This window comes from Prevotella falsenii DSM 22864 = JCM 15124 (genome assembly GCF_000613945.1).
In the GTDB taxonomy this organism is placed as follows: domain Bacteria; phylum Bacteroidota; class Bacteroidia; order Bacteroidales; family Bacteroidaceae; genus Prevotella; species Prevotella falsenii.
The window spans coordinates 1-22,126 of sequence record NZ_BAJY01000029.1; the positions used below are offsets into that span (position 1 = coordinate 1).

The following is a 22,126-nucleotide window of genomic DNA, read 5'->3' on the forward strand; positions in this document are numbered from 1 at the left end:
CCTTGCCTTCTTTTCGTTCATCAGTATGATATTGAATTGTCATCAGTGTGATAATAGACTTTAGCCGGTATGAAATAAAAAAGGCAACCAAGCATTACTGCTTAGCTGCCTCAACAGAATTTATTTCTATGAAAAAGAGTATAAAAACTCTATCTTTTTTTTGTTTATCGGTTGTTTTGTATTGTTGTACGTATCACCTTTTTACTGCTTGGAAAATCTTTTTAGGTATCTCTTTCGTAATAAGTGCAATGTTTTCTTTTCTGCTAAGATTAAATAGATGGTAATAATGAGATAGTTTTATATTCGTTTGCTCAATATAATACTTAATCCCTGACCTTACTTTTGTTGTGCGACCATATTTCCCAAAGTTACCTCTCTTATACACAACGTTAAGAATATATTTCTTTCTTTTATAATCTTTCTTTGTCAGTGTGTAGGGAAATTCGGCTTCCGGTAAACCTATCTCGTCTACAAGGATAGTTCCAATTGCAGTGAATGCCTTGAGAAAATCTAATCGTGTTAATATTTCAATAAGTTTTGCTTTATCAATACAATTCTTTCTGTCTCCTTCTTGTTCAGCTATCGCAGCTCTGTGGCACAATATTGCAACATCGCAAAACTGCCGAAGCCCCACACCTAATTCTATAAGGTGATGAAACAGATGAAGAAAAGTATAAGCAAGGTTTAGCGTTGGATTTAAAGTTGGGACTTTTTTATTATCAATGAATGTATAATCCGGCGGTTCGGAGCTTATTAAACTATCGAAATATTGTTGATTTTCTGTACTTGCAAACTTGTAAAGTGTAAAATGTAGTTCGAATAAGGTTTTATTAAATAGGAAAGTATAATGCTGTTCCGATTCATCACGTTTCGGTTTTACATTTAATTCTTTGTGCAATATGCTTAGTAATCTTTCTAAATCTTCTGCAAAACAGTAGAAGTCAATATCTCCACCTACTCGATGGAGTGGGCGAGGGTAGGAGTTTGCTACTGTTTGTCCTTTTACAACAAAGAACTTTATATTATGTTTCTCTAATAGTTCGGTAAGGAATATTAGATTTTTATTAAGGTGTTGATTTGTTTTCTTGATGTTTTCTAAACTTCCAAATGCAACCAAAGCCTCTTGCTGTGGGAGTTTTACATTGTTGTTGATAAGTGAAGAATATACCAAGCCATTTACAGTTTGCATATTTGCAATATTCTGTAGAATAGAGAAATCCTTTTTATCTATTGACGAAAGGCTAAGCTGTTCGTCCCATAATTCATTCTTTATTAACTCCTTTAGCTGTTTGGTAACACACATAAAGTTATTATTGTAGAAACATAAAGTTCTATTTTACAATAGAAGTTTTGATAGATTCGATAATAAATCTTGCGTCTTCATCGCTAATCATAGGACCGGAAGGAAGGCAAAGACCTGTCTTGAACAGTTCCTCGCTTATGCCATTGATGTAGGCTGGGCAGTTTTTATAAACCGGCTGTAAATGCATTGGTTTCCAAAGCGGGCGGCTTTCTATGCCTAATTTATCCAATGCTATACGCATAGCCTCGACATTTGTGTTTGGTTCGCAATCGGTATGAACCTTTCCTGTTGAATGAACTACACCTGCTGCACCGCCAACAGCACCTGCAATTGCTTTGTTATAAGCTTCTTCTTGACCTATAACCTTTAAATCTTTGTCCAATGTGATGGTATTCAACCAGAAATTAGAGTCATATTTTTCATTCGGATTGCTATGGAATGTAATGCCTTTTACATCTTTAAAGCCTTCTTTATACAGATTTGCAAGGTGTTTATGGTGTGCAATATGTTCGTCAAGCACCGTCATTTGTCCACGCCCTATACCTGCACAGATATTGCTGAGGCGATAGTTGTAGCCAATTTCTTCGTGTTGGTAGTATGGGAAAGCCTCCCGAGCTTGTGTTGCAAAGAACATAATACGGTCTTTCGCTTCTTTGTTTGGACAAACCAATGCGCCGCCACCGGAAGTGGTTATCATCTTATTTCCATTGAAACTCATTACGCCGTATTCGCCAAATGTACCTACAACTTGCCTGTTATACCGGCTGCCAAGTCCTTCAGCAGCATCTTCGACAATTGGAATGTTGTAGCGTTCTGCAATTTCCATGATTTCTTTTATCTTTGCAGGCATACCGTAGAGGTAAACTGCGATAATTGCTTTCGGCTTGTTGCCTGTCTTTTCTATTCTGTCTTTAATTGCTCTTTCGAGTAATTCCGGCGACATATTCCAAGTATCAGCTTCGGAATCTACAAAGACCGGAGTTGCTCCAAGATAAACAACGGGGTGAGAACTTGCACAGAAGGTGAAACTCTGACAAATAACTTCATCACCAGCCTTAACGCCTAAGTTTATCAAAGCCAAATGAATAGCTGACGTGCCGGAGCATAATGCAACAACTTCTTTATGTTCTAACTCTTTATATCCATCGTTCCATAGCCCATCAGGATTGTCGTTGTGTGCCTGAATACTTTGTGGATAAACTTCATTGGAGAAATCTATTTTGTTGGGTTTCGACTTACAAAACCTTGCTAATTCTTCTTCAAAGGCATTCACATTTGGTCCTAATGGTACTACCCAATTTGTGTCAAATGCTTCCTGAATGTATTTCTGTTCGTTGCCACTCATGTGGGCGAGGCATAAATATTTTCTTTCCATCTTGATTATATATTTTCGCCTGCATAGTTCATCTTTCTACCGAGAACCGTACAGACTATCATTTGAATATCCTTTATAAATGAATAATGTTTTAAGTAATAGAGATTCAATCTTACTTTGTCAGGAAAGATAACCTCATCATTGTATTGTATGGGATTTTCAACAGAGGCTAACAGTTCTTCTTCATTTCTATATTTGAGACTGGCAGGTCCGGTAATTCCCGGCTTTAACTTGAGTATATCTCGGTCTTCATCTTTCAGTTGGTCTGCATATCCGGGTACATCGGGGCGCGGCCCTACAAAACTCATATCACCTTTGAGTACATTCCAAAGTTCCGGCAATTCGTCCAGTTTGTAACGTCTCAGCTTCTCGCCAAGTGGAGTAATCCTACTTTGTTCTGTTGAAGCTATAGACGTAGCCGCAGAATCTTTACTCGCCACTGATGCCTCAGCTTTAACAGTCATTGACCGAAACTTATAAACAGTGAATAGCTTACCGTGTTGTCCTACTCGTTTCTGACAAAACAGAATGGGACCGGGCATCTTTCGTTTAATGAGAATTGTTACAATTAATAATACTGGACTTAACAATACTAATCCAATGACGGAAACAATCTTATCAAATATCCATTTAAGAAACATAACTTTGACTTAAGGATTCATTTTTCTATTTTTTACTAGTTTAATTAAATAATAAAGGAATTCACCCAAAATAGCTTTCTTGTCTTCCTTTCTATAATCATCAAAAGCATCAAAGTCCCAACTCATAATTTGTTTGAACTCTCTTATAGTCAAAGAAGAACGAAGTATTTTTCCAATGAGAGTAATAATATCTCCAAGAATCCACTTGGTTTTTGTTCCTATACGAGGGCAAATACTTTGATTGTATTTCCCAGATGTAAAGAGAGTATATACAATGTAAGGTATGTCAAAACCTCCTGCCATTGGAGTAGCTAAGCCACCTGTAAATCTAGCATTAACCTCTATAAAGACAGCATTTTTTGTTTTTTCATTCACCTTGAAGTCAATGCCACATACACCTTTATAGTCAATTTTATCTAAGATTAGTTTAGAATATTTTTCCAATTCGGGCATTTTAACAAGGATTCTCTGCGTAGTCGTACCTCCACCATCTGTTTTGGTTACCAAAGATCTATATGTACTTGCTTGAAAGAAATTATCATACCTAACACAGTCAACGCTATAATCTCTGCCTGCAAAGAAATCTTCTACTAGAATATCTTTTTTGTTAAATTGTAGTAAGAGATTCTTTGCTTCCTCGTAATCTTTGGGAAAGAATACACCTTTAGCAGAGTTTCCAAATTTAGTCTTTATAACAATCGGATATGTGGCATTTCGTATATCGTCTATAAAACGTGGTACAGGTACACCAACAGAATCTGCTAAAAGCGTTGCCTCATATTTATCTGATAATCGAATTTGTTTCTCATAAGAGTCCATGGTATAAATGACATCTTGGGGAAGTTCATCTATATGTTTGGCAATTATCAATGTCTCGTCATGTGTAGGCATAAGAACCTTAGGGGAATATTCTTTGATAGCTCTCTTCAAATCCTCAATAAAACCTTGCTCATCCTTACTAAAATCCCGATATATGAATTTTCCTATGCTAAATTTAGAAATGCTACAAATATTATATGCAGAGGTATCGCCTACAACAACTTTCAATCCCCTTTCATAAAGGCTACGAATTATATTATATCCAACTCGATTCCAACAATATGTTACAATAACATCACACTCCATTAGTTCTCTACTTTAAAAGTTTCCTATATTCATGTAGTATCGCTTTCCAAACTTCTTCTTGCCTATATCTGTCAACTATCATTTTGCGAGATTGTGAAGACATATCTTTTACGCAGTTCTTATTATTCAAGCACCAATTCATTTTCTCGTATAAAGCATCTACATCCTTAGAAGAGAATATTTTACCATTGAAACCTTCTTTGATAATTTCATTGCATCCATTAATATTTGTTACAATAGCAGGGATACCCATAGCTCCAGCTTGCAAAACCACATTAGGAAATCCTTCTCTGTAACTTGGAAATACTAATACGTCTGCTGCTATAAAGAATGGGCGGACATCATTCTGATAGCCAACAAAATGAACATTTGAATCCGAACGAAGAAATTCTTCATTATCAGCATCAAGAGGATCCAATTCCGATTCAAAACGACCTACAAGAAGTAGTTTCATACTCTTTTTTTCTGCTTTAAATCGTTTCATACAGACTGTTAGCTCATTCATACCCTTATCACGAACAATTCGTCCTATGAAGATAAAGGCAAAATCGCTTTTAGAAAGTCCAATGCTTTCTCTGAATAAATCTCTTGCTTTTTCTGAATTTGTTTCTTTAGAAAGGTTCAGATTTTGCTTTATTTGTTCAATTGTAGCCTGTTCAGAAAAGTAAGTAGTATCTATACCATTGATATTTCCATTATGGATTATGTGCATTTCTTTACTTGTAATTCTATCTTCAAGTAAAGTCTTTTTTACTCCTTCTCCTTCCGGAATTACTTTCGTTGCGCAATAGCAGCTAATACGTTCCATTGTTATAAGCAAAGTGCGGAAAAGCCCATTTGCGCCTTGATAGCGTAGCCCTGTAACTGTATAGAGACGATGAGGCACAGAAGCTAACTTCGAGGCTATCATTGACAGCATACTGCCTTTCGGGGTATTGGCATGGACAATATCAGGTTTTTCTTTACGAAATAATCTGTAAAGCAGCCAAAGGCATTTGATGTCGGAGAACAAGGAAATTTCTCTGTGCATTGGAACTTCAATGGTTCTAATGCCTTCGCGCTTTCCTACCATTTCCAACACCCCCGTATTGTTAGAAACACCAATAACTTCAAACTCTGAACTTAGAAATTTAAGTTGTCCTTTGATGAGCGAATCTAAACTTATATCAGAGGTAGTAACTCTTATCAGTTTCCTCTTTGCCATCTTTAATAATTCTTATGACATTATATTCTCAACGGTTTCAGATATATCAGTATCGGTCTATTCAAACTTTCCAATTACTTTTTGATAGACCTTATTATAACCGCTTACCATCTTACTAATATCAAATTCTATTGCTCGAGCATAACAGCGGTTGGCAATTTCATCATAATAGTCCTTATTTTCTGCCAGTTGATTAATCTCATTTGCAAGAGCCTTGGCATCTTCGTGCGGAAAGAGAATGCCGTATCCTTTTGTAACCTCTCGCAAGCCATTCACATCAGAGGCTATAAAAGGTTTATGTGCACTCATACCTTCTACATTGCTAAGACTCAAGCCCTCCCAGTGAGAAGACATTACGATAATATCTGCTGCCTTCAAAACATTTGGTATATCTGTTCTTAATCCAAGAAACCGAACTCTATCATCTACACCTAACGACTTAGCCAGCTGTTGAACTTCTTCCATTCGTTCGCCAATCCCGGCAAACCAAGCTTCAAATTTATCTTTATCCAAAGCAGACAGAGCTTTAACAACTGTGTCTTGGTCTTTAGCATCTCTAAAACCGGCAACCATTAAAATCGCCTTCCTATTTTCTTTAAGTGTTAGAAGTTCCTTATTAGGCGTAGCATTGCAAATGGCATCAACGTCCACACCATTATTAATGGTGGAAATATGCTTATAGCGAAGTTTGGTATTATCTATCCAATCACCTCGCATATATTCCCTCAACTTTTCTTCTGCTACTTGACTGATGCAAATTACATAGTTGTATTGTCCATACATCCAACTTTCAATCGGAGCATACCATTTCCATTCGCGTTTGCGATTAGAAGTTGTATGTTCTGTAGATACGAGTTTTATATGGCGGTATAAGTTGGCAATTGCAATAAATAGCTGTGGTGAAGAATTATGTGTATGAACTATATCATACCCCTTCATTATCTTTATCAACCTTAATATATAAAGTGGATTGTACACACCATACCCCAATGCATATATCTTTGTCTGTGGACTTTCAACCTTAAGCCTCTGCATCAATGGTGTTTCCGTACCATTAAATATACATAAATCCACAGTATGCCCTAATGCGCACAATCTTGGAATCAAGTTCACAACCAAGGTTTCTGCACCTCCTATTTCCAAAGATGTAATGACTTGAAGAATCTTCATCTGCTCATATTAAGTTAAAACGTTTAAGAATCTTACGAATCCACATTCTATCAAATCCAAGGGCATCTGTAACTGTAATTCCTTTATACGAATTAAAGGTATGGCTACCTATATTTAATGTAGGGTGTACAGAGTATAGTCTTCTTATTTCTTTAAAAGTAAAATTGGTTGTATCTGTTTCCTGTAATGTAACTGCATGACCATATTGCGTATTACATTCTTGGGTTGGGCGTATAAGTTTATCTTTGTAGTAAAAGAAATTGCCAGACATACGTGCTATGTTTTCTTTGAAAGAAATTTCTTTTAGAAAATGAAACTGCTTATTTTTAGGTGCCCATTTATATATGTGTAAGATGTTTCCATTAGGATTTTCTCTTGGTGTGCAGAACAAATATATATATTCATCAATTTTAACAGGAACAGCATCTTCAACAGCTTTGTCTAAAACACTGTGTAAGCAGCTTATTTTATTCGATTTCGGGGAAAAACTATATATGTATAAATGTCCGCTTTCTCCGTTCTCCGGCAAGATATAAACATTAGGTTCTGTTGCCTTCTCGTTTTCTGTATCAATATCTTTTATAAGGTCTCCTAAGCTACTGTTTCTCCTGATAATTAGAGGAAAAGAAAGATGTGTCGGTAATTCTAAAATAACATCACATCTTAAAAGAATGTATGTTTTTCTATCAACTGTAAGCTTAGAAATTCGTCCTCTATTTATAGGTTTATAAAATTCTTCAACTAATAAAGTAATCTCTTTTTCTGTTACATCTAAAACGAATGGGTCGGCAAACCAAGAGTCTTTATATTTATGAATTATCCATTTTACATCAACAGCACTGCCATTAATAATATCCTCCGTAGAATTCTGAATAAATCCTACATTCCAACGCTCGTCGGTAAGTTTCTTTATCTGTGTTTTGAGAGACATTTATAATTTTTCTTTTATAGTTTAATATAGGTAAGAGATTTTTTTTGTTTTGTAAAGATAATCCTCCTAAGAAGTATTAACTACTCTTTCGCACTTCAAAAGCGTATGTTTTGCTCAGCAAAACATACGCTTTTACACGATAAAATCTACGCTTTTGATATACGAAAGAATATATTTTATACCACACTGATAAATAGAAAGTTAAAAATAAGTGTGCTTCTGAAAAAGTATTTACAGTTTTATGGCTTTCTTTCTGTTTACAAAAGAATGTATGTAGAGTAGGAGAGTGGTGAATATTGCTGATAAAAAAAGATTATCAAGTTATCTCTTTGCTGTTCTTATGCGGTCTTTAATGTGAAATGCCCAACCTATTGGTAATAGCCATATCCATAAAGAATTTATTCTTTTTCTTATTTTTGATTTATCCTCAATACAGAAATAAAATCTCCAATAATTTATGGCTGCTTTTACTTTATCTTTAATAGGAGGATATAAATCTAACATTTCTGCATAACACATTGTTGTTGCAATCGGACTCTTCATTCTTATTTTGATAATTTCAGCAGTAAGACCATCTTTTTGGTATTCCACTTGGTATATTGATTGGTTGATACATCTTAGTTTATATTTTTGTGCAATTCTGTTCCAAACTAAATCTTCTGGGACAAAACGTTCGTTGTCAATTTCCGGAAAAGGAAACTCTTTCATTACGTCTGTATAGAATACCTCTTTTAAATCTCCGATAACACGATACTTATTGCGAATTTCGATAGAACTACTTTCTAAAGTTTCTTTAGGTAATTTTGAACCGACAAGTTTTCCATCTTTATAACAATCTAAACCACAAATCCCTCCAATATTTTTGTTTTCTTTAATCTCAAGATAGTTTTTCCGAACTATTTCTAAGGAATTGGGTAATAAGGCATCATCGCTGTCTGCTATAAAAAATAATTCTCCTTTCGCTTCTTTTACCCCTTTATTTATTGCTGTGTGTTTTCCTCCATTCTCTTTATAGAAGTATCGAATTGGAAAATCATTCTCTTGCTGTATAGTTATGTTCTCTATAACTTCTTTTGTATTGTCGGTACTCCCGTCATCAACGATAACCCACTCAAAGTCTTTATTAGTTTGCTCTTGCAGGCTTTTATGCAATCTTGGAAGAAGTCTCGCCCGGTTATAGGTTGGAGTGAATACGGTTATCAGCATTAATATCTTTTATTGTTGTTGTTTAAAAGAATTATAAATTAAAATATTCCATATAGCTATTCGCACTTTATCTAATAGGATAGAAATGAGAAAAATACTTAATATGAAAAGCATAGTAAATACGAGAAACCATTCTGTACTTTCAGTTACCGAAAGGTTATTTATAATTTTGCCATAATAAGGGCGTAGAAGTAATTCATTAGCATGTAAAAGATAAACAGAGAAACATGATATTCCAACCCAATTAATGATTTTGCTTTTTATAGATATTCGACTAAAAATAATTAGTAATAACAATGATTCTAATAAAACTAATGGGTTGGTATAAGTAAATAATCTTCCTGCTATGGGAAGACCGAATCGAGTTACGATAAAAGCCAAGATTGCAATAAACAATACAATGCTAATGTAACTCGATATATATATACTCTGACTTATTTTATTTATGTCTGGCAAAAGATATTGTCTTGTATATCTTGCTGCAAGATAAAGAAAGAAAAAAGAAACTGCAGAATATCCCCCTCCGATCCATTGTACTCCATCAATGCTGAGCCAGCCATAAATAGTTTGAAAAATAAAGAAGGAGATAAGGAAATAACCAAGTTGTTTTTGTGAAGCCCTTTCTGCAAACGTATTTAAAATAGGAGAAAATAGATATAGCCCGATATATGCTTTGACAAACCAATAGTCAGAGCTATGAAACATAAAGAAGGTAAGGAGTGCATCTGTATTTGCAATAACATTAGGAGAAAAGATGTAAAACCCTATAAAAATAATACTTGTAAAGAAAAAAAAGTTGAAAGATAAATTCTGAAAATCTTTTTAAATTTGCCTTTATACCGAACCAACCTGATAGTAAAATAAAGATATTGACACATACAGTAGAAAATGATTGTGAAAGAAAAATTCCAAAAGAATTGTAAGGAGTACTTATAGAGTCTTCATGTGTAGGAATACCTAAAGATAAGAATGTTGCATGAGTAATCATAACAAGTAACATTGCTATGATTCTAAGTAATTCAAAATTACTCTCTCGTTTTTTTATAGGGATTTCTTTCATAATTTATCGATAGAATTTATCCATATCATATTTAAGATCGTATTCATACCTTTCATAAATCCATTCTGCAGCTGTATGTCCCGGAGTCAGGAAAGTTTTGTATGGGCACATATTAAAAGACCATTCAATAGTTATTCGTAAAAATAGAAATAAACTTACAGCTATTATATATAAGTCGAAATGATGACGTTTACCATTTTTAGTTGTTAATAACTGTGTTAGTGAGAATATCAAACCATATACAAAATACCAACTTAAGCGTCCTCCGTTTTCAGAACGAATAAACAACAGCAAAACAGCACAAAATGCTAAGGCTATATTGTATAAAACAACACTTTGCTTGGTATCTGGTAAATGTCGATAAGAATTAATTAGAAAAAAGAGAAAAAATCCTGCCTCTAAAATGTAGGCGATACGGGTATCTCCTTGAATAGCATAATCACCATGTGCTGCACGAGTTGATATATCGTCAAATAGATTATAAAGCTGCTTGATATTCCGGTTACACCAATAATGAAGCATGCAGCCATTAATAACAATATATGTGCTTTTGAATATTTTCTATTCGCAATAAAATACATAGGGAAGAAAATAACAGCAGAATTATGGAATGAAAACGCTGCGAAGATAACGGCACAATACTTTAAAAATTTTCTTTCGATGATATATTTAATAGAAAGCCCTATAATAGCAGCGGCAAACATCTGTCGAAGATATGTAAAGGAGAAATAGAATACCAATGCCATAAACAGAATACATGCCAAAGGGTAATTTTTAGCATATTTTTTGAAACTATGTAAAATAATGGCATACATACAGATAGTATAGAGGAAGATAAAAATATACCTGTTGCTTGTTATATGGGCTATTGCCCAGTTGAACCCTATATAGCCAAATTCTGTATTGTATATTTGATAAATATCAGAAAACATTATTGGAGTCCCAATTTTCAATTGGTCTGCTAAATTATCAAACAGCTCGCCATAGATGTATCGATCGTAACCGCCTAACATATCGCCCAATCCAACAAATGCAGCTAACGAAATAAAAAAGAATAAAAAGGGTTTGTAAGAAGCCTGTTTATTGTCTTTATAATAGAAATATAAAACGGTAGGGATAAGAAAAAGAATGATGTATACAATCATGTTAAAATATTATTTAATGATTTAAATAGACAGGTATTAATAATGATTTCTGTCTAAAATAAATCAAACAGTTCTTTTGCAACCTTTTTTCTGTCATGCATTGTCAGTACACATTTTCTTCCCTCTTCAGCCATGACTTCATATTTTTCTTTTTGCAAGGGGATTTCTTTTAAGATAGAAATTAGTTGCTTGGCATCTTTATAAATAATGCACGATTTATTGTTTTCGACTGCAATGTTTTCCATTGCATACGGTGTACCAATTATAAGTAATCCATTTGCAAGTGCATCAAGAACTTTCCCTTTAGTTCCTGTTCCGACTGAAATAGGAGTGAGCTGAATGTCATATTTAATGATTTCATCTAAATACACGTCTACAAAATCGATTTGATAGGTTTCATACCCTGCTTCCTGTAGTTTATCTACAGCAAAGTTCCACCCTTTTCCTAAGAATGTAATGCTGTAATTGTTTGCAATTTCTTTATGATTACATAATTCTGGAAGAATTTCATTAAATGCAGTAAACATATATAGATTATATTGCCCTGCGATAAGTATTTTTAATTTTAGTTTTTGAAAATGATATTTGCTTTTTATCTGTGTAATTATAATGTGGGTGGCGTATAAAATGAGCATCAAGTCCTTTATTAACCTTAAGAAGGTATTGTTTATCAGCTTCTCCAACAAGATGGTAAATTATATTTGTAGTTGGATATTTTTTTTCCAATTGCTTATTTTTAACAGCCTGTATCCTATTACCTAATCCCTTTAACCAAATTTGCCTACACCAACTATCTTTCAAAAGGCGATCATAATATAAACAAACGCAATCAGGCATTGTCAATACTTTTTTATATCCGTCAAATTGTTTTAAAACTTTCAACATAAAATCGCCATTAACCCATATTGCATCAGGTTTTTTATTGTTTATTTTTTCTACTATTTTGGGTGATAGTGAATTGTAATAATTGAAAGGGTAGGGGAGAAAGTTTTTAAGGAAAATAGTATGCGTTTTGAATAAGTAATTAATATACTTGTTTGTTGGTACTATATGAATGCTGGCATTAAGTTCTTTTTCTATGTGTTGTATCACATTTTGAGGAACATTATTACCGTTAAAACTATAAATTTCTAATTCAACATTAGCAGGTCTGTATTTACATAGATGGAAAGAGAGTGCTGATGCAGCTTTAAAATTATCAGGTGTTGGAGTAACGTATGTAATTAAAATAATTTTCATCGTATGAATATTATTTAGAGAGTATTTATATTGTATAAGCTCAACAAGTTATTTTATAGTACTGAATGTTTTATATAAAAAAAGAGTAAAATGTTAATAACAACTAAAGTATAAGTAGTGGGGCACTGAAGTATAAGTAGTGCCCCACTGAAGTAGGACTTGTCGCTATCTCCATCTACTGCGCCAATGGAGGTTAAATAGTTCCCCTGGAGTATCCTTTAAAGAGACGCCTATAATTTGTTGAATTCACGTTAGTTTATATAACGAAGATTTAACAGTTTGCTTAAAATCCATATTCTCCATGAAGTAAAAGGACCTTGAAGGGGAAAAACTCCATGACTTTTCATTTCATTGAGAACTTTTTTTCTAAAGTTTTTATCTATTAGAGGACTATTACTACGCTTTATGGATAATACGAGATTAAACAAGATATTATTACTCCATCTAAGAATATAATCTTGCAGTTCTTTATCTTCAAGTGTTTTTATAAACTTCTGGTGAGATAATGCAACATACATATCGCCAATAGTATAGAAATATTGTCTTTCTACAGTTTTCGGTTTGGAAACAGAGCCACTATGTTTTATATAGATATAGGCTTGGTAGTCTGAGAAATAAATGTTTTTAGCCAATGCTACTGCCCGCATTGAAAATTCAACATCTTGATGAGAGATACCAACATAAAAACTTAGTTGATGTTTTTTGATAAAATCTCTCTTACAGATTATTGCACATGCTGATGAAGGCTGGTAACCAGTTAGAATAGCATCACGTCCTTTTAAGACAACATTATGCTTTACCTTTTGTTGAGAACATTCTATACGAGTAGTTTTTCCATCAATAAGTTTTAATTGAATAGCAAATATATCAGGAAAGTTATTTTCTATAATGTCTTTTTTAATTCTTCCTAATAGTGAAGATTCTAAATAATCATCGCTATCTATGAACCAAATATAATCGCCCGTAGCTTTTTCTATACCAACATTACGTGCTGCGCTTGACCCTTGATTTTCTTGTTCTATAAGTGTTGTATTCTTGTGTTGTTGGCATATTTGCTTTGCTACTTTGGCACTGTTGTCAGTAGAACCATCATCAATCATAATGATTTCTACCTCTGAATTTGTTAATGCTGAATTATAAATGCTTTCTATGCATTTATTCAAGTATAATTCTGCATTATAGATAGGTATTACAAAACTTATTTTCATTATAGCCTTGCATCTATTATATTAGTAGGCAGCACACCCTTGACATCGTAAACTATTCCTTTTTCTTTTAGCAAGGAGCGTATGTCTATATTAAGAAATTCTTTATGGGAAACTGCTAAAATCACGGCATCATATTTTGTTGCTTCAATCTGTTCTAATTCTTGTTTTGTATCGATGTTGTAGTGTCTCTTTACGATTTCAGGATTAGCCCAAGGGTCGTAAACCGTTATATTGTTGCTGTATTCCAATAGTGTTTGATAAATATCTACCACTTTTGTATTTCTTACATCTGGACAGTTTTCTTTGAATGTTATACCAAGAATAAGAATGTTGGCATCTTTTACCATAATGCCTTTCTTGTTCATACATTTTATGGTTTGGTTGGCAACGTAATCGCCCATGCCATCGTTCAGACGTCGTGCACTCGACATTATGCGAGGAAGAACGCCATATACTTGTGCTTTTTGAATTAAGTAATATGGGTCTACGCTGATACAGTGCCCGCCTACTAACCCTGGACTTAATTTTATAAAGTTCCATTTCGATGCTGCTGCATCAATAACATCGCGTGTATCAATCCCCATTGCATTGAATATTTTTGCTAATTCGTTCATAAAAGCGATATTGACATCGCGTTGAGAGTTCTCAATAATTTTCGATGCTTCAGCTACTTTTATCGAAGGGGCTTTGTGTGTTCCGTTTATTAAAACGGAATTATAAATATTATCAACAATATCTGCAACTTCAGGTGTTGAACCCGATGTAACTTTCTTTATTTTTTCTACAGTGTGCTCCTTATCTCCGGGATTTATACGTTCCGGCGAATAGCCTGCAAAGAAATCTTCATTGAATTTTAAACCTGATACCCTTTCTACAACAGGCAGGCATTCTTCCTCTGTCACACCGGGATAGACAGTAGACTCATATACAACGATGTCGCCTTTTGAGATTACTTTCCCAATGGTTTCACTTGCGCTTACCAGTGGCATTAAATCCGGTCGGTTGTTACTATCAACAGGAGTTGGCACAGCAACAACATAAAAGTTACAGTCCTTTATATCTTCAATATTACTTGTGCATTTGAACCCATTTTTACTAATGGCTTCTTGCAGCAGGTCATCATCAACTTCTAATGTTGCATCGTGTCCTGCCATTAATGCATCAACACGGCTCTGCTTCATATCAAAGCCAATGGTCTTGAACTTTGTTGAAAACAATCTTGCCAATGGCAAGCCTACATATCCTAAACCTATTACTCCTATTTTGTACTCTATCGACATATTTTTATCTTAAACTTTATTCTATTTATTTTAAATGCTCCAAATTAAATCCCACATCTCTTTTGACTGTATCTTAATAGTAGGCAATATCTTTGTTATTGCTTGTCTAATGAATAAATTATTCCTTTCATCTATATATTCTGTAATTTTATTCTTTATAGAGTTTAAATCTTTTGTATTTAAGATACAATCTGTTTGTTGGTAAAGCTTAAAAAGCTCTTCATACTTATGACTCCAACTAGTCGCTAAGCAAGGTATCCCTGAATTAAGAGCAGATGCTACGCCATGAAAGCGAGAAGAAACGCAGAGGTATGAAGACGAGATCATTCCCTTTACCTCTAATGCATTTAATCCTGTTACGATTTCTATATCTTTTCCAAGATATTGCTTGCATTTGGCTATTATATCTTCATCACCTATTCCCTCATGGTTTAATAGATAAGTCTTATGTTTAGTTGAAGTAGTTTGATTTATGATTTGAGTTAAGATATTAATATATTCTTCTATTGTAACTATTCCTTGAGATACCATTTTTGCATTTGGTATAATACAGATTCCATTACTTAAGTACGAGTATTTAGAAGGTATGATCCCATCAATTAAAGATGTAAAATCTGGATACATTAAAACATTATCCTTAGTTTGTTTTATTTGTTTTAAATAATCTAACGAAACTTTTTCTCGTGCAAAAATTAAATCTGCTTTTTCGCATATAACATCTATAATATCTTTTGTATATTTATTCTCTATGGGGCCAAATGCTTGCGGTAAGAATATTATTTTGGTTCCTTGTTCTTTATATTTTGCCAATTGCTTAAACCAATATTGATAGTTTTCTCTTTTTAAATTGAATTGATCCGAAAAAAGAAACCCACTTGCATCAATAAAATATTTTGCGTCTTTTACTATCTTATTAGCAATAAAGTTATCATAAAAAGGTAATTTTAACCTTTCCATAATACCTTGTATCTTAAAAGTTTTAAGCCATATAGGGTATTGTGTCTTGAAACTTAACTTAGTTGAAAAATCATAACCTTGGGGAATAGCTTCTGATAAATAAACTACAGAATTTGGAAATTTATTTTCAATTTCTTGTAATATAGCATAAAGCATTAGCTCTGCACCTTTATTTACAAACCCTATTCCAGATAAAACTATCTTCTCCATAACATTCTCTTTAATTTTATGGCAACTCTATAATAAAAAGGAACTATTTTAGTGCCTTTTATAATTTTATTATGTGCTTGTTTTATTAATTCTGTTGTTTCTAAGTGATCGTTTTTTATAAATTCTCGAATAATACGTTTAGCTTTGCTTAATTCTGCTCTTGTTATTTTGTTACTATCAAAATTATAGAGATATGATTCTGTATGTTCGGATAATATCTCTAGAGCCTTAGCAAAGTTATTTACACTTATCTTTCGTGTATCAATTCCCTGACCTCTTAAAGCATCTTCTTCATTACTTAATACTAACTTTATCTTTTCTTGGTTCATCATCTTTTGAATACAAGATAGTCCAAGTTCCGTTCTAACTAAAACCAAAGAGTTTCCATGTGTTTTATCTATTTCTCTTGTTCCATGAGGATCTCCTATTACAATGTCAGCGTGCACATTTAATTTATCATAACAAATATAGCATCGAGGAGTTGTAAACATTTCTTTTAAGAGCATTCTATAGTTTTTAGGTAAAACCTTTAAAACTTTCTTTTTTGTGTATATAACTACGGGAGCATTAGAATACGAATAGTATTTATTATTTATAGTTGAATCCTTTCTTCTCCAGTCTATTTTAATTTCATCATTTTCTTTTGTTTGAGCAAAAGATGAGATTGCGGTTTGTACTCCATTACATAAAGTTCTATCACAAATTAAACCTATTCTATACTTGATATTAGCAAATTTTTTTAAAGTTTTACTTAATGCTATTGCGCCTTCTATATGACATGGTAAGCCTACTAATGCTATAGATTGTATTCCTTTTGTTTGCTTTAATGCTTTTAACAGTGGAACTGGAGTATAACAAGATTTTTGACTATCTTCTAAATCCTTTATAGAAGTAACAAGATATGGTTGAACTAATGGAATTTTAGCAAAATCCATTTTACATACTATCGCTCCATCAATTTTCTTATTTTCGAATAACCATGCAAGAATAGAAGTACATAGTCCACCACTTTGTCCATTTTGAAAAAAGTTCTGTGTAAGGCTTTTGCCTACGTATACTTTCTTTATTTCACCTTTATATATATCTTTGTATACTTTATGAAGATCGTAATAATCTATGGAAGGACAGACTTTAGTACATAATCCACAATCTATACAATTTGAATTTACATTTGCATACATTCTCCCAATAGGAGAGTAATTAAAATCTATAGCGTTTACACCGCAAATCGTATAACATGCGCCACAATTAGAACAAAGATATGCGTCAGAGATCCTTTGAATATTATTCATCAAATAAATTTATGGAATAATTTAAGTATGAAACTCTTTATTATTTTTTTTTCAGAAGCAGAACAACCTATATTATAAATAACGAGTAAAGATACTATCAACGTTATTCCTGTTACAATAATAAAAGATAAAAAATTATCAGACAGACTTAATGACAAATATATAGGTAAAATAGAAGCTATTACACCTACTAAACAAACTTTTAAAACAACATTTTTTATATAATCTCTTGCTTTTAACCCTATCATACTTCGTAATAAGATTAAACGTATAATAAGACAACATAGATTTAAAGCAAGTGCAACTATTAGAGTAATCTCTGGAAGAAATCCTTCTCTTAGAAAAATGTAAGAAGCTGGCAAACAGAGAAGTTGAATACCTCCTATTATAAGTTGGTAATTTCTAATATTACCAGTTGCAAGCATAGCTGTAATTAAGGGCCGAGATATAGAATCGCATAAAGCATAAAGAAGGATTAGCCTTACAAACCATATTGTATGTTCAGGAACTATTTTTAGCCAAATTGTTAATATATATGGTGTCTCTACCATAATAGGTAAAGATAAAAATAATAATAAGAACATTGAAAATTTTGCACTCTTATAAATTAAGTCCAACATATATTCTTTTTCATTAGCTGCATACGATTTTGTTATTTGTGGATTTACAGCCGTCATAAAATTAGAGGCAAAACTATTTACAGCTCCATTTACCTGTTCTGCTATGCCACGAGCTGCATTTACAACTGGACCTACATATAAATTCAATAAGATATTTGAGCCTTGATCTCTTAGAATTGCAGACGATGAACCTATAAAAGTCCAGCCAGAAAAAGCGAACATCTCTTTCATTAACGCTTTATCAATATAAAAGTGCCAATCCGTTTCAGTAAAATGGCGTTTGCAATATATACCATTTAAAAAACGTATAATTATATAGGTAGACAAAAGAAGAAAGGAATAAAATATTAACTTATCAAAAGAGAAAAATGGCAAAATAAGTACAATCGCTAATTTTAATAAAACGTGAATAATCCCCAAATAGGCAAATGCTTTCATATGTTCATGCGCTACAATGATAGCATTGTAAGGAACGGTTATAAGGTCAAGTATAAGTACAATAATAGAAGTGTGGAATACACATTTCGCTGCAAACATTCTATCTGGTTCTATGTTCATCTTTTCAGTTAGAAACCATAAGCCAAAAGATTCTGATAAAATAACAATTAAAATGGATAATATTACTTGAATATTAATTGATGTGCAAAATACTTTATTTAGCTTATCAATATTTCCTTTGCCCAACTCAAATGTTAAAAACCGACTAATAGCCCCTGATAGCGATGAAGACAGTATTGTGAACATTCCAACAAAACCACCAACAACATTATATATACCATAATCGGTTATGCCTAATTCATTTAAAATGATTCGACTTGTGTAAAGAGATACAAGTAACGAAAAAATCGTTCTAAAGTACAGTGCTAGTGTGTTTTTTGCAATTCGTTTATTGTTAGATGAAATATCTGACATTACTAATAATTATCCTAAGCAATATTTCAGAAGTGAGTAATAACTTAATGGGAGGTGTTCAAACAACAAAAATTATTCTTCCCACTCGAATGGTTTGGCGTGTGCACCACTGGCTCCGCCTTCTTCTGGATTAATATTTATTTCTACGTCTCCTTTTTCGTTTACACCACCATTCTTAGATGATGAAGTTGTGAAAAAGTGAGAGTTTATAATATGTATTGTTGTTGAAGTTGGTTGTTTATATATTTTTAAGTGTTTCATTCAAAGTAAGGATTTTAAGGTTTAAGCGGTCAATGTATATATAGCTTCTTGCCGTTTTTTATATATATGCCTGCTTTTAAATTATGGGTAGAACGTACTTGTCTACCGTCTAAAGTGTAGATTTTTTCTTGCGTGTGGGGTGGGGTGGTATTTATGTAGGGCAGCGGAATAGACGTTGTTTCGTCTATGGCGATGTTATATTTCGATTGCCTTGCTTGCGATCTGTTGTTCTTTATTCTGAAGAATGCTCGCATACCGTTTATTTTTTTGTCGTTTGCGAAGGGTTTGTAAAGATAGTCTTTATCGCCAAGAAACAATTCTGTGCCGTCTGTCTTTAGTTCGGTGGGGCTATAAATGCCAACAAAGGCATAGTCTTCTGTTGTGTCTGCTATTGTTTTTGGCCTTTCGGCTGTAATAATAACATTGTGGAATGTTGGGTTTACTACATCTTTTGATGGTTTTATAATATAAGGCATCCCTGCTTTAATGCTGTCGGTTTCCTTGAAAATCATGGTTGTACCTTCAACCTTTCCTGTAAATACTCTTAGCTTAGGGTTGTTGAATACTCTTTTTATAGTGTCCGGTTCAATATTGAAAGGTACACAGAATGTGTTCCAATAATCCTTCGATAGCGTGCGTCTTAATTGTATAGAGTTGTCTTTTATGTTTTTGTTATTTGCGATAGCTATGGAATTGTCTTCCTTTTCGTTAATTTCATTTACAATTTCGATGCTTTTAATAATAATAAAACTTTCTTTCTCTTCTTCGAAAGATAACTTTATCTCTATATAGCCATTTGTATCTACCGCATTGAATAATATGGAACATTCTCCGGGATTTTTGTTATTAGAAAGCTTTTGTTGTGCGTATGGTTTATCGTTTATCTTTAATTCACCTTTTAAAGAAGCGGTGTCCTTAACACTTGTACCTGTATTGACTATAATTCTTTTTATTTTTGAATTTGTAAAAGATGTTTTTAAAAGTAAAAAGGTAGCACCATTACCTTTTGTAGTTGTACCACTTTTAAAGCGTTTATCACTATTTATCTCTGCATCAGTCTCTACTTCCCAAATTCTACTATTTGTTTCAACTTTGCAAAAAGAGTATGTTTTTCTGTTTTTGATTTTTTCCTTATACTCTTTTATAGTATATTGCTTTTCTTCAAAACTATACAGCTGTGCATAGGAACTGCCGGCAGCAAAGTTGCATAGAATAAAGATAAGGAAGAGCCTTAAAGCTTTCCAAGAACAAGTAGCTGTATGTATCTTTGATAGTAGCATATATATAAGGTATCAGTTCTTTAACGAATCTTGATACCAATCGTATAGTTTCTTCACGCCGTCTTCTATTTCAACTTTATGTTTCCAGCCTAAAGAGTGGAGCTTGTCCACATTAATCAGCTTTCGAGGTGTACCATCGGGCTTTGTTTCGTCCCAAACTATTTCACCCGTAAAGGCAGCTGTCTTTGCAACCAATGCCGATAGCTCTTTTATGGTTAGCTCTTTTCCTGTTCCTATATTGATGTGGCAATTTCTTATTTCTCCTAAACTCGGAATAGCTCCGCCACGTCCGTCGCTGTTGTTGCGGTCTACTTCTCCGTCGGCTTTTACTCCATAGAATACGCTTGAATACTTTTCAATGCCAATGATGTCCTTGAAGTCTACATTGAGCAATACGTGCACCGAAGCGTCTGCCATATCTTCGCTCCAAAGAAATTCGCGTAGAGGAGAACCGGTTCCCCAAAGTGTTACCTTGTTGTTTTCAATTCCGTAGAATGCCAATGCCTTCAGTATGCGCTCTTTGGGCGAATTTCCATCGACATTCTCACTGCCAATTTGTTCGCTGAGTTTGGCAACAGGGTTGATAGGTCGTTTGTTCATATCTACCTTTATTGCGTCCCAATTTTCCTCGTGAATAAGTTTTGCAAGATACACCTTGCGCATCATTGCCGGCATTACGTGGCTATTCTCTAAATGGAAATTGTCGTTTGGTCCGTAAAGGTTTGTCGGCATCACTGCAATATAGTTGGTACCGTATTGCAGGTTGTAGCTTTCACACATTTTCAATCCTGCTATTTTTGCTATGGCATATTCTTCGTTGCTATATTCCAATGGCGAAGTAAGCAGGGCATCTTCCTTCATTGGCTGCGGTGCATTTTTCGGATAGATGCACGTTGAACCTAAGAAAAGCAGTTTTTTTACCTTATATTTATATGCACACGAAATAACGTTGCATTGCATTTTCATATTTTGCATTATGAAATCGGCACGGTAAAGGCTGTTTGCCATAATGCCGCCAACAAATGCCGCCGCCAAGACGACAGCATCCGGGCGTTCCTTTGCGAAGAAATCTTCAACGGCTTGCTGGTTGGTAAGGTCGAGTTCGTGGTGTGTACGTCCAATAAGATTGTTGTATCCACGTGCTTTCAGGTTGCTCCAAATAGCTGAACCTACCAAGCCTCTGTGCCCGGCAATATATATTTTTGATGATTTTACCAACATTGTGTCAGTGTGTAGTTTATGGATTTCTTATAAATAACTTTGCTTTATTTGCTGTGGAGAATGTATGTTGCGTTGCTTTATTTGCGTTTTTGATACAGGAAAAAAGAACTCCTACCTTTTTAATATATAAAAAAGGCTCGGTAAGAATCTTCCTTTAATACATTCTCCGCCTATAGGTTTATAATGCCCGCAGAGCTATTTAGTAAGATTATTTATTATTTGCACCTGCAAAAGTACACATTTTATTTTATAGAAACAATTTTATTGTATAGAATTTTAATAAAGTGCAACTATATCTGCACTCTCGGTGCAGCACCTTTTTGGGTAAAATGGCACTATTGCTTTTCCGCTTTAATATTACGTGAGTTCGACATAAGACAGCAATTAAGCAAGTAATCTCGCAGATGTTTTTAGACAAATTCACGAATGAAACAGTGAGCGTTTTTGGTTTGATATTGTAAAGATAATTCTGTTAAAAAGTGATAT

At 33.6% G+C, this 22,126-nt stretch carries 19 protein-coding genes and 1 pseudogene; all 20 read right to left on the reverse strand.

Annotation, left to right across the window (positions count from 1 at the left end; genetic code table 11):
* Nucleotides 1-193: 193 nt before the first annotated feature.
* Entirely contained in the window at nucleotides 194-1,303 is a 1,110-nt protein-coding gene (locus JCM15124_RS09920) for a nucleotidyltransferase family protein (protein WP_024999301.1), read from the reverse strand.
* 28 nt (nucleotides 1,304-1,331) lie between these two features.
* Entirely contained in the window at nucleotides 1,332-2,678 is a 1,347-nt protein-coding gene (locus tag JCM15124_RS09925; protein ID WP_024999302.1) for a DegT/DnrJ/EryC1/StrS family aminotransferase, read from the reverse strand.
* A gap of 5 nt (nucleotides 2,679-2,683) precedes the next feature.
* Nucleotides 2,684-3,319, reverse strand: coding sequence for a sugar transferase (locus JCM15124_RS09930; protein ID WP_024999303.1), 636 nt, complete (start codon nucleotides 3,317-3,319; stop codon nucleotides 2,684-2,686).
* A 9-nt stretch (nucleotides 3,320-3,328) separates the two neighbouring features.
* Entirely contained in the window at nucleotides 3,329-4,444 is a 1,116-nt protein-coding gene (locus JCM15124_RS09935) for an ATP-grasp domain-containing protein (protein ID WP_024999304.1), read from the reverse strand.
* Between the two features lie 7 nt (nucleotides 4,445-4,451).
* Nucleotides 4,452-5,648: a glycosyltransferase family 4 protein gene (locus tag JCM15124_RS09940; RefSeq protein ID WP_024999305.1), complete on the reverse strand. Its 1,197-nt coding sequence runs from the start codon at nucleotides 5,646-5,648 to the stop codon at nucleotides 4,452-4,454.
* Between the two features lie 57 nt (nucleotides 5,649-5,705).
* A complete protein-coding gene (locus tag JCM15124_RS09945) occupies nucleotides 5,706-6,818 on the reverse strand; it encodes a glycosyltransferase (RefSeq protein ID WP_024999306.1) in 1,113 nt (370 codons plus the stop codon).
* Between the two features lie 4 nt (nucleotides 6,819-6,822).
* On the reverse strand, nucleotides 6,823-7,749 hold the full coding sequence (locus tag JCM15124_RS09950) for a glucosamine inositolphosphorylceramide transferase family protein (RefSeq protein WP_024999307.1): 927 nt from the start codon (nucleotides 7,747-7,749) through the stop codon (nucleotides 6,823-6,825).
* A 321-nt stretch (nucleotides 7,750-8,070) separates the two neighbouring features.
* Nucleotides 8,071-8,955 (reverse strand): glycosyltransferase family 2 protein, encoded by an 885-nt coding sequence (locus JCM15124_RS09955; protein WP_024999308.1) that lies wholly within the window; start codon nucleotides 8,953-8,955, stop codon nucleotides 8,071-8,073.
* Nucleotides 8,956-8,964: 9 nt separating this feature from the next.
* Nucleotides 8,965-10,015 (reverse strand): annotated as a pseudogene (locus JCM15124_RS14060) (acyltransferase family protein).
* 398 nt (nucleotides 10,016-10,413) lie between these two features.
* Complete coding sequence (locus JCM15124_RS14065) at nucleotides 10,414-11,160, reverse strand: EpsG family protein (RefSeq protein ID WP_232220157.1); 747 nt, start codon at nucleotides 11,158-11,160, stop codon at nucleotides 10,414-10,416.
* A 53-nt stretch (nucleotides 11,161-11,213) separates the two neighbouring features.
* Nucleotides 11,214-11,687, reverse strand: coding sequence for a glycosyltransferase (locus tag JCM15124_RS14585; RefSeq protein WP_051527376.1), 474 nt, complete (start codon nucleotides 11,685-11,687; stop codon nucleotides 11,214-11,216).
* Between the two features lie 7 nt (nucleotides 11,688-11,694).
* Nucleotides 11,695-12,399, reverse strand: a complete 705-nt coding sequence (locus tag JCM15124_RS15980) for a hypothetical protein (RefSeq protein WP_051527377.1) — start codon at nucleotides 12,397-12,399, stop codon at nucleotides 11,695-11,697.
* Between the two features lie 251 nt (nucleotides 12,400-12,650).
* On the reverse strand, nucleotides 12,651-13,607 hold the full coding sequence (locus JCM15124_RS09975) for a glycosyltransferase (protein ID WP_024999309.1): 957 nt from the start codon (nucleotides 13,605-13,607) through the stop codon (nucleotides 12,651-12,653).
* Nucleotides 13,607-14,887 (reverse strand): nucleotide sugar dehydrogenase, encoded by a 1,281-nt coding sequence (locus tag JCM15124_RS09980; RefSeq protein WP_024999310.1) that lies wholly within the window; start codon nucleotides 14,885-14,887, stop codon nucleotides 13,607-13,609. Before JCM15124_RS09980 ends, JCM15124_RS09975 begins: the two co-directional genes overlap by 1 nt.
* A gap of 30 nt (nucleotides 14,888-14,917) precedes the next feature.
* The gene (locus JCM15124_RS09985) at nucleotides 14,918-16,054 is read right to left on the reverse strand and encodes a polysaccharide pyruvyl transferase family protein (RefSeq protein WP_024999311.1); all 1,137 of its coding nucleotides are present in this window, start codon (nucleotides 16,052-16,054) and stop codon (nucleotides 14,918-14,920) included.
* Complete coding sequence (locus tag JCM15124_RS09990; RefSeq protein WP_024999312.1) at nucleotides 16,042-17,346, reverse strand: Coenzyme F420 hydrogenase/dehydrogenase, beta subunit C-terminal domain; 1,305 nt, start codon at nucleotides 17,344-17,346, stop codon at nucleotides 16,042-16,044. The genes JCM15124_RS09985 and JCM15124_RS09990 overlap by 13 nt, the downstream gene beginning before the upstream one ends.
* Nucleotides 17,346-18,878 (reverse strand): oligosaccharide flippase family protein, encoded by a 1,533-nt coding sequence (locus JCM15124_RS09995; RefSeq protein ID WP_024999313.1) that lies wholly within the window; start codon nucleotides 18,876-18,878, stop codon nucleotides 17,346-17,348. The genes JCM15124_RS09990 and JCM15124_RS09995 overlap by 1 nt, the downstream gene beginning before the upstream one ends.
* Before the next feature lie 72 nt (nucleotides 18,879-18,950).
* Nucleotides 18,951-19,139 (reverse strand): hypothetical protein, encoded by a 189-nt coding sequence (locus JCM15124_RS10000; protein WP_024999314.1) that lies wholly within the window; start codon nucleotides 19,137-19,139, stop codon nucleotides 18,951-18,953.
* Between the two features lie 29 nt (nucleotides 19,140-19,168).
* Nucleotides 19,169-20,419 (reverse strand): hypothetical protein, encoded by a 1,251-nt coding sequence (locus JCM15124_RS10005; protein ID WP_024999315.1) that lies wholly within the window; start codon nucleotides 20,417-20,419, stop codon nucleotides 19,169-19,171.
* Between the two features lie 12 nt (nucleotides 20,420-20,431).
* A complete protein-coding gene (locus tag JCM15124_RS10010; RefSeq protein ID WP_024999316.1) occupies nucleotides 20,432-21,640 on the reverse strand; it encodes a GDP-L-fucose synthase family protein in 1,209 nt (402 codons plus the stop codon).
* Nucleotides 21,641-22,126: the final 486 nt, after the last annotated feature.

Excerpts from the sequence above, each read along its gene's own strand:
- JCM15124_RS09920 (WP_024999301.1), bottom strand. The coding sequence starts at position 1,303 with ATGTGTGTTACCAAACAGCTAAAGGAGTTAATAAAGAATGAATTATGG.
- JCM15124_RS09925 (WP_024999302.1), bottom strand. The coding sequence starts at position 2,678 with ATGGAAAGAAAATATTTATGCCTCGCCCACATGAGTGGCAACGAACAG.
- JCM15124_RS09930 (WP_024999303.1), bottom strand. The coding sequence starts at position 3,319 with ATGTTTCTTAAATGGATATTTGATAAGATTGTTTCCGTCATTGGATTA.
- JCM15124_RS09935 (WP_024999304.1), bottom strand. The coding sequence starts at position 4,444 with ATGGAGTGTGATGTTATTGTAACATATTGTTGGAATCGAGTTGGATAT.
- JCM15124_RS09940 (WP_024999305.1), bottom strand. The coding sequence starts at position 5,648 with ATGGCAAAGAGGAAACTGATAAGAGTTACTACCTCTGATATAAGTTTA.
- JCM15124_RS09945 (WP_024999306.1), bottom strand. The coding sequence starts at position 6,818 with ATGAAGATTCTTCAAGTCATTACATCTTTGGAAATAGGAGGTGCAGAA.
- JCM15124_RS09950 (WP_024999307.1), bottom strand. The coding sequence starts at position 7,749 with ATGTCTCTCAAAACACAGATAAAGAAACTTACCGACGAGCGTTGGAAT.
- JCM15124_RS09955 (WP_024999308.1), bottom strand. The coding sequence starts at position 8,955 with ATGCTGATAACCGTATTCACTCCAACCTATAACCGGGCGAGACTTCTT.
- JCM15124_RS14065 (WP_232220157.1), bottom strand. The coding sequence starts at position 11,160 with ATGATTGTATACATCATTCTTTTTCTTATCCCTACCGTTTTATATTTC.
- JCM15124_RS14585 (WP_051527376.1), bottom strand. The coding sequence starts at position 11,687 with ATGTTTACTGCATTTAATGAAATTCTTCCAGAATTATGTAATCATAAA.
- JCM15124_RS15980 (WP_051527377.1), bottom strand. The coding sequence starts at position 12,399 with ATGAAAATTATTTTAATTACATACGTTACTCCAACACCTGATAATTTT.
- JCM15124_RS09975 (WP_024999309.1), bottom strand. The coding sequence starts at position 13,607 with ATGAAAATAAGTTTTGTAATACCTATCTATAATGCAGAATTATACTTG.
- JCM15124_RS09980 (WP_024999310.1), bottom strand. The coding sequence starts at position 14,887 with ATGTCGATAGAGTACAAAATAGGAGTAATAGGTTTAGGATATGTAGGC.
- JCM15124_RS09985 (WP_024999311.1), bottom strand. The coding sequence starts at position 16,054 with ATGGAGAAGATAGTTTTATCTGGAATAGGGTTTGTAAATAAAGGTGCA.
- JCM15124_RS09990 (WP_024999312.1), bottom strand. The coding sequence starts at position 17,346 with ATGAATAATATTCAAAGGATCTCTGACGCATATCTTTGTTCTAATTGT.
- JCM15124_RS09995 (WP_024999313.1), bottom strand. The coding sequence starts at position 18,878 with ATGTCAGATATTTCATCTAACAATAAACGAATTGCAAAAAACACACTA.
- JCM15124_RS10000 (WP_024999314.1), bottom strand. The coding sequence starts at position 19,139 with ATGAAACACTTAAAAATATATAAACAACCAACTTCAACAACAATACAT.
- JCM15124_RS10005 (WP_024999315.1), bottom strand. The coding sequence starts at position 20,419 with ATGCTACTATCAAAGATACATACAGCTACTTGTTCTTGGAAAGCTTTA.
- JCM15124_RS10010 (WP_024999316.1), bottom strand. The coding sequence starts at position 21,640 with ATGTTGGTAAAATCATCAAAAATATATATTGCCGGGCACAGAGGCTTG.